The 9,937-nt window shown below is 41.0% G+C and carries 9 protein-coding genes, 1 other RNA gene and 1 pseudogene; 2 read left to right on the plus strand and 9 right to left on the minus strand.

Annotation, left to right across the window (positions count from 1 at the left end; all coding sequences use genetic code 11):
* Positions 1–1,307 precede the first annotated feature (1,307 nt).
* The 5 genes from BN200_RS04225 to BN200_RS04240 all read right to left on the minus strand — a co-directional run bounded on the left by BN200_RS04225 (position 1,308) and on the right by BN200_RS04240 (position 5,259).
* Complete coding sequence (locus BN200_RS04225; protein WP_034988946.1) at positions 1,308–2,129, minus strand: TIGR00282 family metallophosphoesterase; 822 nt, start codon at positions 2,127–2,129, stop codon at positions 1,308–1,310.
* A gap of 18 nt (positions 2,130–2,147) precedes the next feature.
* Positions 2,148–2,756, minus strand: a complete 609-nt coding sequence (locus BN200_RS04230) for a 5-formyltetrahydrofolate cyclo-ligase (protein WP_019221248.1) — start codon at positions 2,754–2,756, stop codon at positions 2,148–2,150.
* Positions 2,757–2,962: 206 nt separating this feature from the next.
* A non-coding RNA gene (gene ssrS / locus BN200_RS08725) (6S RNA) lies at positions 2,963–3,124 on the minus strand.
* A gap of 911 nt (positions 3,125–4,035) precedes the next feature.
* On the minus strand, positions 4,036–4,392 hold the full coding sequence (locus tag BN200_RS04235) for a helix-turn-helix domain-containing protein (RefSeq protein ID WP_034988948.1): 357 nt from the start codon (positions 4,390–4,392) through the stop codon (positions 4,036–4,038).
* 510 nt (positions 4,393–4,902) lie between these two features.
* On the minus strand, positions 4,903–5,259 hold the full coding sequence (locus BN200_RS04240; protein ID WP_034988950.1) for a helix-turn-helix domain-containing protein: 357 nt from the start codon (positions 5,257–5,259) through the stop codon (positions 4,903–4,905).
* Positions 5,260–5,660: 401 nt separating this feature from the next.
* On the opposite strand from BN200_RS04240, the gene BN200_RS09185 reads away from it, so the two are divergent.
* Positions 5,661–5,816, plus strand: a complete 156-nt coding sequence (locus BN200_RS09185; protein WP_019221256.1) for a hypothetical protein — start codon at positions 5,661–5,663, stop codon at positions 5,814–5,816.
* An 84-nt stretch (positions 5,817–5,900) separates the two neighbouring features.
* On the opposite strand, the pseudogene BN200_RS08730 reads toward BN200_RS09185, so the two are convergent.
* The 3 genes and pseudogenes from BN200_RS08730 to ykgO all read right to left on the minus strand — a co-directional run.
* Positions 5,901–6,129: pseudogene (locus tag BN200_RS08730) on the minus strand (hypothetical protein); the annotation flags it as partial.
* A gap of 83 nt (positions 6,130–6,212) precedes the next feature.
* The gene (locus BN200_RS04245) at positions 6,213–6,992 is read right to left on the minus strand and encodes a tetratricopeptide repeat protein (protein ID WP_019221257.1); all 780 of its coding nucleotides are present in this window, start codon (positions 6,990–6,992) and stop codon (positions 6,213–6,215) included.
* A 131-nt stretch (positions 6,993–7,123) separates the two neighbouring features.
* Positions 7,124–7,249 (minus strand): type B 50S ribosomal protein L36, encoded by a 126-nt coding sequence (gene ykgO / locus BN200_RS04250; protein ID WP_011181208.1) that lies wholly within the window; start codon positions 7,247–7,249, stop codon positions 7,124–7,126.
* Positions 7,250–8,105: 856 nt separating this feature from the next.
* Between ykgO and BN200_RS04255 the strand changes: the two genes are divergently transcribed.
* Positions 8,106–8,501 (plus strand): hypothetical protein, encoded by a 396-nt coding sequence (locus BN200_RS04255; protein ID WP_019221259.1) that lies wholly within the window; start codon positions 8,106–8,108, stop codon positions 8,499–8,501.
* Between the two features lie 346 nt (positions 8,502–8,847).
* On the opposite strand, the gene BN200_RS04260 is transcribed toward BN200_RS04255, so the two are convergent.
* Positions 8,848–9,937 (minus strand): 5-(carboxyamino)imidazole ribonucleotide synthase (locus BN200_RS04260; protein WP_019221260.1); only part of this gene is annotated, 1,090 nt, incomplete at its 5' end.

A 9,937-nucleotide genomic window follows, 5' to 3' on the forward strand; every position in this document is an offset into this window, starting at 1 on the left:
CTTAAGAAACATGGTTCCAAAGAAACATTGCTCCAGCGAGGCTTTTCTTCGAAGGTAGGCTATTTCTTAAGCAAAAATATCCGCTGAGGATAAGTATCGATCATAATTTGTTCGATTTCCACTTTGAAAAACGGTGTTCAAAAGAGAAAAGCTTGAAAAAAAGCTCCTCAAAGGAAGTGGATTGAAGGAGTCTGCTGTAAAAGAAGCTTTCTTACTCCCCCAATATGACGCTTCATAGGCTTCGAAAAAGTAGCTCCTCGTAAAGAAAATTACCTGAAAAGGGATCCTAAAGAACCGCCTTCATTCTCATCGCTCCCTTCGAGGGGTATTCTTTGAAAAAGGCTCGTCTTTGAAGATGAAGCACTCAAAAAGTATGCCTCTTTGGGAAGTTTTTTGTAAAATGGTTTTTTTATTGCTGCTGTTGCAGGACCGGCACGAAAATTCCTCCCAGTATAGAGAATTCAAAGAAGATTTTTTTAAAGAATTCTCTTCAGGACTCTCTTGCTTTTGGGTATTTCTTTCTATGTCTCCTGTTGCAGAAATTGTCTTTCGGAATTTGTGCTCTTTGCTTAACCTATTCAAGGGGGGCTTAGAAAAAGAGTTCTTTTAAGCAGAAAACTGGGAGCAATGAATCTTCTCAGCAGTGCTTCTTTTGAAGGCTGCTCTTTTGGATGAAAAAACTTTTGATGAGAATTTTCCATGGTACATTGTGGTTTTAAAGGCGTTTTGTCCTAACTAAGAACAATGAAATAAAAGAAAAGTATGTGATCATTCATTGTGCTTGCAAATTCGATTTGGAAAGTAAAAAATCAAAAAAAGCCCAAAATTATAAAAGTGAGAATTTGATGGCAAAAAAGGGCAACATGTTGCGAAAAGTCTTTGAAAATTTAGAAAACTTCGTTCGAAAGATCTTTTAAAAATACATTCCTATAAAACTTGCTGACAAGTTACGATTCCCTGCAAGAAAAATCTTCAAAGAGGCTTCCTTGTATGAGAAAGATGACATTCTACAAAGCGGATTCTTGGGCTCTGTGCCTCCCTTTAGAGCCTCTCTTTACCTTGTGAAGAGGCTTTGGAGAGTGCGCTCTTTGGAGCAATCCTCTTCGAGAGGTAAATGTTTTGGAGAAAATACTCATTCAAAGTGGAAAGCTTGAAAAAGACTGCATCCATACAGGGATCACACCCGAATGAACCCTCTGAGGGGCAGCGAAGGTGGCTCTTCAAGCGAGTCCCTCTTTGGAGAAAATGCTCATGCAAAGAAGAGTCTGAGAAAACTGCACCCAAACAGAGATCCTCCCCGAAGGGGATTACCAAAAATCTGGACTCGCAGGCTTTAAATGGGGACCAATGCGTACCGATGAGACCTTTTCTGCTAAACCTGTCCTCTCTGAAATCTCAACCGCTAAACCACAAAGCGTTGCTGGACCTCGCGCTGGTTCATAATGATCTCGCTTCTTCTTATAAAGAAAACGGTGTAGAGGTTCTTCTTTCTCCATCCCAAGAGACGAATTATAATCTCCACACATCCCCGCATCTGATAAATAAGCTGTGCCGCCTTCTAAAATTTGCGCATCAGCTGTGGGAGTGTGCGTGTGGGTGCCTACAATAACACTCACACGACCATCAAGAAAATGACCAAAACATTGCTTCTCACTCGTCGCTTCTGCATGAAAGTCAAAAATAATCGCATCTGCGTGCTCTCTTAAAGAACAGGCAAGCAGAATCCTTTCAGCTGTTTCAAACGGATCAGCAACTTGGTAGGGCATAAAAACACTTCCCAAAAGATTCGCCACAAGAACACGTGCTCCGTTCTTTGCCGTAAAAACACCTGAACCCCTTCCTGGAGTCTCCTTAGGAAAATTGGCTGGACGCAAAAAACGATCATTCTCATGCATATGGCGTATTATTTCTTTGTGTGCAAAAACATGGTTCCCTGTGGTGACAACGTCAACACCTGCCATTAAAAGATCTTGATAAGTTTCTTGTGTGATCCCAAAACCACCAGAAGCATTTTCACCATTCACCACAACAAAATCAAGCTGCCATTTTTTAATTAGCCCCGGAAGCCTCGAAAAAACAGCACTACAGCCCGTTTCTCCAACAATGTCACCTAAAAATAAAAAACGCATGAGCGTTTTAATCATACTTTAGCGTTTTAAGAAACCCTTTTCTGTAAAAATTCCCTCCACAATGAGATCATGTTCTGCATGGGGAATGGAGGAAACTTCCTGACACGAAAATCCCAAACCAAACAAAGTTATTTGATGCCCTTGTTTTTGAAGAATTTCAACAGCACGGTCATAATACCCCCCTCCATAGCCAAGACGGTGACATTGGCTATCAAACGCTGAAAGGGGTACAAGAATAAGGTTTGGAACAACAACGGCATTTTCGTCACCAGGACCTAATGTGCCAAAGCGCATAGACTCTAAAACCGTGCTTTGTGAAAATGTACGAAAAACCATGGTCGTCGAATCAAGCACGGCCGGTAATACTAAACTTCCACCACGTGCCCTTATGCAATGAAACAAAGGACGGGGATCGATTTCTGATTTGATTGGCCAATACCCCGCTAGAACCATACATGAAAAATCTAACCCCCTTTGTTCGAGAACCTGTATGAGGTGGAAACAGGCTTGTTGCGAAAAAACATTCCGCTCCTTTGCTGAAAGTGAATCACGTTTCGATAAGCCGCTCTTGCGTAACTGTGAGCGAACCAATGAGATAGACTGTGCGGCTTTTGTATCTTCGGTCATGACTTTCGTTAATTATTCCATAAAAAGTGGGCATTCCATAAAGGGTGAAAAAGTATCCCATAAAGAGCGAAAAGGTGCAATAAAAGAAGCTTCTCTAAAAGCGCGCGCTCACAAATCCCTGAAAAGGATTAGAGGACTTTTTCTCTACCAAATTCCCCGCTAAAAAGGATAATACAATATTCGCGTGCTGCATTTGTACAAAAAAGTGGTGATCCACAACAGCCGATGGAAAAAGTTGATCCCCGGGAACCTAAACAAATAGGTGGGCGCCATATGAAAAAGCCCACGAGCTTAATCAGCGACAGCTCCCTTGGAAATCAATAAGGTCTCAGGAATATGTTATTTCCTGTCGAGAAGCGCAGAACACCGCCCCCATTGTAAAACAGTTTAAAATCTTCTACTAGGGAGAAAATGGTTTTGCATGCAATTTTTTTCTTTTACTTTGTTTGCCATGATCTTCTTAAAATGGAAATCAAATGCTGAATATTCAGAATGGTTTGAGAAAAATCTCATCTATCAGGATCGTTGGTTAAAAAACATAACATTGGCTAAAAAACACAGCATATGTAACCTCTTATTGGAAATGAAAACATGTTAAAAATCCTATTCCAAAACCTTTATTTTTACATTCCATACCCTTAAAAAATATTAAAAATCAATCTATTACATATAGAAAGAGGGAGTATGGTACGCTTAAGAAGTCTTACAATGTTTCTTAAATATGCAGTTGAATTTATTCCATTTTAAGAGTCGATTGTATCAGGCCGCTCTTTTGCGGGTGTCTGACCTTAAGAGTGGATTTTCTTTTATAGCTGAAGCTTTAAGGGGTAATATCATTATGCAACTGTATCGTAAAGGTAAGGGTGTTAAACGTAAGGGTAACGGGTGTTAAAGATTTATGAAACAAACTTTTTGATGGTACATAGTCTGTACTTCTCTCGCGTCCCGTAAAATAGTATCCATCATAACCAATGATATGAGGCACATTAAAGCTGAAATCCCAAGTATTTTCTGTTGTTTGGGTGTCTTGACGAATGCAGAAAATACTCTGAAGACCGGCGATACACATACCGCAGAGATATCGTACCGCAGAGACATCGTACCAAAGATACTTCGTACCAAAGATACGTCGTACCAAAGATACAAGGGGAGAAAATGCTCATTCAAATTTTGGCTGTGGTAACAGAGGTTGAACCTGCACGTATTTGCAAGCGGACCAGAGAATTTGAAAGCTGGAGAGTTTCTCATTACAAATTATAAAATGCGGATTTTAAGAGTTTTAATCGGAAAGCAAGCACAAAATTGCCTTCTGTTTTTTCGGTTTGAGTTCTCTAAAACTTTTTAAAAGGAAATCTTCTTCTTTGTTCGATATTCCTGTAGCATCAGGAGATGAAACATGTGCTTCTGGTGAAAGATCCGCATAAAAAAAGCAAACAGAAACATCCAGTAGAGTAGCAATTTCCTGTAAACGTCCGGCGCTTACACGATTTATTCCTTTTTCATATTTCTGGATTTGTTGGAACGTGACCCCTAAAGAGTGTCCTAACTGTTTTTGGGAAAGCCCTAGCATCTTTCGTCTATAACGAATTCTCTTGCCTACAGAAATATCATTAAAATGCGGATTTTTGTCTTGCACTTTAAAGCCCCCCACCGGGTGCGAGCGCCCTCGCATTGGTATTCCGGGAGGTTGAAAATACTGAATCCGAATCAGCTTTTTGCTTTTAGTGCTAAAAAGCACCTGGACATGGCAAAAACTCCCGGAACTCCGGGGATACCCACAGAGTGGGATCGATTTTATGTTTTCGGATTTTCAGGTTTTCAACTCCCTATTGATCGTTGCGTAGACGATCAAAATCACAGATCCATCCATAGAGCAATTTCAGGATTTTAGCAATGAAAATTTCAACAGTCTTTGTTTGAGAAAATGCTCTATAAAGACCGGCGATACACATACCGCAGAGACATCGTACCAAAGATACTTCGTACCAAAGATACTTCGTACCAAAGATACAAGGGGAGAAAATGCTCATTCAAATTTTGGCTGTGGTAACAGAGGTTGAACCTGCACGTATTTGCGAGCGGACCAGAGAATTTGAAAGCTGGAGAGTTTCTCATTACAAATTATAAAATGCGGATTTTAAGAGTTTTAATCGGAAAGCAAGCACAAAATTGCCTTCTGTTTTTTCGGTTTGAGTTCTCTAAAACTTTTTAAAAGGAAATCTTCTTCTTTATTCGATATTTCTGTAGCATCAGGAGATGAAACATGTGCTTCTGGTGAAAGATCCGCATAAAAAAAGCAAACAGAAACATCCAGTAGAGTAGCAATTTCCTGTAAACGTCCAGCGCTTACACGATTTATTCCTTTTTCATATTTCTGGATTTGTTGGAACGTGACCCCTAAAGAGTGTCCTAACTGTTTTTGGGAAAGCCCTAGCATCTTTCGTCTATAACGAATTCTCTTGCCTACAGAAATATCATTAAAATGCGGATTTTTGTCTTGCACTTTAAAGCCCCCCACCGGGTGCGAGCGCCCTCGCATTGGTATTCCGGGAGTCTAAAAATACTGAATCCGAGTCAGCTTTTTGCTTTTAGTGCCAAGAAGCACCTGGACATGGCAAAAACTCCCGGAATTCCGGGAACCCACAGAGTGGGATCGATTTTTATGTTCTCGGATTTTCGGGTTTTTAGATCCCTATTGATCGTTGCGTAGACGATCAAAATCACAGATCCATACATAGAGCAATTTCAGGATTTTAGCAATGAAAATTTCAACAGTCTTTGTTTGAGAAAATGCTCTATAAAGACCGGCGATACACATACCGCAGAGATATCGTACCACGGATACTTCGTACCAAAGATACTTCGTACCAAAGATACGTCGTACCAAAGATACAAGGGGAGAAAATGCTCATTCAAATTTTGGCTGTGGTAACAGAGGTTGAACCTGCACGTATTTGCAAGCGGATCAATGATGGGTACATCGTTGCTATGGCATCAGGTATAAAATTTGGTAGAAAACTCTCTTCCAAAACAGAGATGACTCTCTCACTGATAAAATAAAGAATTTCATTAATAAGCAAAAAAAATGGCTATCTCTCTTGTTCCTTATGACAGGTTTAAACGACAGATCTCTTTCTAAAGAATTCAGAGAGCTTGTGGGGATTGCTCGTCTAAAAGCTCTTCAATGCGCTTTTGTCGCTTTTGCATGTGCGGATAATATTCCAGTGCTTGTTTCTTCAGTTTTGAGGGCAAGCTTTGGACGGTCCGTTGCTTCCATAGTAATTCCAAGCTCAAAAAATGCTATATAATTGCGTGGTTCAAGCTTTAGAGCATGGTTGAGGTCAAGCATGGCAAGTTTGAAAGCGCTTGAGTTGCATATGTGCAAAAAAGCTTCTCACTCAGCCTTCAGCCTAAGTTGGTAAAGGCGCAAGGATATAACGGTCTTGCAGAGAAAGTCTAAAGAGCTTGTGGGGATTGCTCGTCTAAAAGCTCTTCAATGCGTTTTTGTAGCTTTTGCATTTGCGGATAATATTCCAGTGCTGTTTCATAGGCTTTTAGGGCAAGCTTTGGACGGTCCGTTGCTTCCATAGTAATTCCAAGCTCAAAAAATGCTATATAATTGCGTGGTTCAAGCTTTAGAGCATGGTTGAGGTCAAGCATGGCAAGTTTGAAATCACTCAGTTGAATATGTACCCAAGCCCGTCTGACCCAGGCTTCAGCATAAGTCGGTAAAAGTGCAAGAGCATTGTCAATGTAATCAAGAGCAAGACCGTAATTGTCAGCGCTGATAGCATTTTCTGCCCATAACATCAAAAGATCAATCGTCTCACTGCCCGATTGCGACCATAAACGCTGAAGTCGCCGACTGATCTTGCTTGCTTTCTCAACATCAGCACAAAATTTCAATTCTTTGAGTAAGCCTAAAACTTCTGCTTCTTTTCGTTGTTTAGTTCTCTGAGCATAAGACTGGTGGGCGACGTCAAAATCTTCAAGAATGGTCGTTGCTGAATCAGACTCAGCTGGTGTTGAGGCAGAATCGTTGGGAATCAGATCGTCCAGCGGCAAAAGCAATTGTGGAGAAGGAGGTTGTACAGGAAGTGAAGGAGGATTTTGTCCGTATCCACGAGAAACTAAACAAAAATTGCTTATAAAAAGAATAAAAAAAAGTAAAAAATTTTGTTGGAAAATACAAAAGTTGCGGAATTGCAAAGTTTTTAAAAAAATAAAAAACTTCATAAAAACAAATCCTCAAAAAATGAGGGATTAACCAACAAACTGGCAATGCACAAACAAATTTCCAAAAAATCAAAAAGGTTTAATGCCCACAAAAAAAGCAGGCACAAAAACCATCACCCCTGCCGTAACCATTACCCCTGCCGTGCTCTAAAACGTGGATTCGTTTTGTTAAGAATATAAACACGACCTTTGCGACGCACCAAACGATTGTTACGGTGGCGTTCCCTCAGTGCTTTAAGCGAATTTTTAATTTTCATCATACTCACCGTTGATAGATATTTCTCTAATGCGATGTCTTCATTTTAACACTATAATCTCATTCTCATAGTCACTTGCTGTAAGAGACAACATTACACTTTAAAACTGTGACCGTGTTACAACGCCGCGTTATACACTTTTTCACTGTGATCACAAAAGAAAAACGCACACCTAGAAAAGGTACGCATTAACACATTTCATCAGCACAACGAATAAGTGAAAATTGCAAAAAAAACTGCGTCGCTTCTAACAAAAAGTCTTATTGTTGTCAAGGGATCATCCCTTACAAATTTCCTCTAACCTTTTAGTCGCGCAAAGTGTTGAGAAGAGCGACTGATAAGGAGCAGTCCATGTATGTGCACTAATGTGCACTAATGAGGAGTGCTGATAGTGATAGGGTGTGAGAAAGATTTTTTGGTGAAGACAATTGGGGAAGATCTGCTCTGGAGAGGATTCGGGCAGGTGTGAGAGTTGTTTTAAGCAAGGGTGGTGTGGGCGCTGGGGACACAGGGGGAATCAATATTCTTTCTTATCCTGATCTGTTTACAAAAAATTGGGTTTGATTTGAGAATGGGCAATGCTTTTATCAGGTTTTTTCGGAGGAGTATGTCGTGTTCTGTTTCAGAAAAGCTTGAGGGATTGTTCCTTTGCAACTAAGCTGTACTGGTCTTGTGCTGTCTTAACAGTCGTGATGAGAGGCTTGCAGAGATGTGTTGGAGATTGGTGAAAGCTGTTGGCGAATATTGTGAATGTTCTTGAGGGGTATTCCTAGGAATATGTTGTGAAAGGGTGGGCGGTATTTTGCCAATTCCCTTTCTATTGCGCAAAATACCGAGAATTCGTTGATAAAGAGTGATGGTACGTGTACACCAAACAGCTGAGAATAAGGAGGAACTTGTGCGCATCAAGAGGAGTGTTGACAAGGTGTGTGAGAGATTTTTGGAGGAGACCCTTGAGAAGTCCTTTGGGAAAGATCTGCTCTGGGGAGGCATTCGGGCAGGTATGAGAGTTGTTTTAAGCAAGGGTGGTGTGGGCGCCGGGGGCACACGGGGAAACGATGTTCTTTCCTCTCATGATCTCCTTGCAAAAGGTTGGCTTTTTTGGAGAATGGGCATGCTTTTATCAAGCTTTTTCGCACGATTATGCCGTGTTCTGTTTGCAAAAAGCTCTGGCTGGTGTTTTGTTGCGTTTTTACCTTGTTTGTTTGTAACCAAACTTCGGAGCTCCGTTTATCAGTTTATCTATGGCTAAAGGTCAAAGACTCTGGAAGATGTTTTGAGGAAAAACATGAGGGCTTTGGGGGATGCTCTTGAGGGGTATTCTTAGCAATATGCTCTGAAAAAAAGGTTTTGGGGTCTTATCCTTGAGAAGATGCTGCAGTGATCTTGACAGAGCTGTGTTTGATGCGGTTTTTGACAGGAAATTTTTGAGCGCAATGCTTGAAGATGCCGTTGGGAAGTCCCCTTGGGAGACTGTACTGCTGTTTTGCGCTTCCCTTGCCACCAAAAGCCTGTGGGTGTAAAAACTAGGGGTATATTTGAGAACTGTTTTCTTGTGGTAAAACAGTGTGAATGTAAGACATTCTTTCTCGTGTAGGTTACTGTTGCGATTTGGTCACTGGACCCGTTAATTGGATGGCATGCCCCATTTTGCGTGTCGGTTGCAGAAGGCTTTTGCCATATAAATGCACCGATGTGCGCTCTTGCGTGAGATAATATTTGAAATCTTTCAGATTGTTGCCAAGAAGATTGGTCATTTCGCAATTGCTATGCCGATATGTGCTCCCCAAAGGAAGACCGCAAATGGCACGGATATGCTGTTCAAACTGCGACGTGACACACGCCTTTTGCGTCCAGTGGCCAGAGTTATGAACACGAGGGGCCAGTTCATTCACTAAAAGGCTCCCATCCATTAAAACAAAAAATTCAATGCAAAGAACACCTACATAATCCAAGGCATCCATAACTGTTGCACTTATTTCTTGCGCAGCCTTCTGCACCAAAAGTGGAAGACGTGAGGGAACAAATGATTTGTGAAGAATGCCGTTGTGATGCTGATTTTCAGGGCAATCATAAAAAATATGTTCCCCTTGTTTCGTGCGCGCCGAGAGAACCGAAATTTCCGATAAAAAAGGAACAATTTCTTCCAAAATCGATGCCTGTTCCTTGAAAGCTATAAACGCTTTCTCTATGGCTTCTTCACCCGGATGATCTAGCTTGATCTGATTTTTTCCATCATAGCCAAAACGTCTTGTCTTTAAAAGACCACGACTACCTAGCTTGGAAAGTCCAGAAAGGAGAGAAGATGTATCGTCAACAGCATGCCACGATGCTGTTCTGATGCCTTGCTCTTGTAAAAATTGCTTCTCAAAAAGCCGATCTTGTGTAATCTCTAATGCCTTCGAAGAGGGATAAACAGGTTTGCTTTTTTCTACATACTGAACCATTTGAAGAGAAAGATTTTCAAACTCATAGGTTACAACATCACACAGAGAAATAAAATGATCTAAGGCTGAATAATCATCATAGGGTGAAACAATATGGTCGTTTGTTGTTTGTGCAGCTGGGCAATCCATTTCAGGGCAAAAAACCACTGTCCGAAATCCTAGTTCTGCTGCCGCTATGGCTAACATGCGTGCTAACTGTCCTCCACCTATTAAACCGATTACGCTTCCCGAAGGAAGAATA

The sequence above is a fragment of the Bartonella senegalensis OS02 genome, assembly GCF_000312545.1.
GTDB lineage: Bacteria > Pseudomonadota > Alphaproteobacteria > Rhizobiales > Rhizobiaceae > Bartonella > Bartonella senegalensis.

Excerpts from the sequence above, each read along its gene's own strand:
- ykgO (WP_011181208.1), bottom strand. The coding sequence starts at position 7,249 with ATGAAAATTAAAAATTCGCTTAAAGCACTGAGGGAACGCCACCGTAAC.
- BN200_RS04230 (WP_019221248.1), bottom strand. The coding sequence starts at position 2,756 with ATGACCGAAGATACAAAAGCCGCACAGTCTATCTCATTGGTTCGCTCA.
- BN200_RS04255 (WP_019221259.1), top strand. The coding sequence starts at position 8,106 with ATGGTACGTGTACACCAAACAGCTGAGAATAAGGAGGAACTTGTGCGC.
- BN200_RS04225 (WP_034988946.1), bottom strand. The coding sequence starts at position 2,129 with ATGCGTTTTTTATTTTTAGGTGACATTGTTGGAGAAACGGGCTGTAGT.
- BN200_RS04245 (WP_019221257.1), bottom strand. The coding sequence starts at position 6,992 with ATGAAGTTTTTTATTTTTTTAAAAACTTTGCAATTCCGCAACTTTTGT.
- BN200_RS09185 (WP_019221256.1), top strand. The coding sequence starts at position 5,661 with ATGCTCATTCAAATTTTGGCTGTGGTAACAGAGGTTGAACCTGCACGT.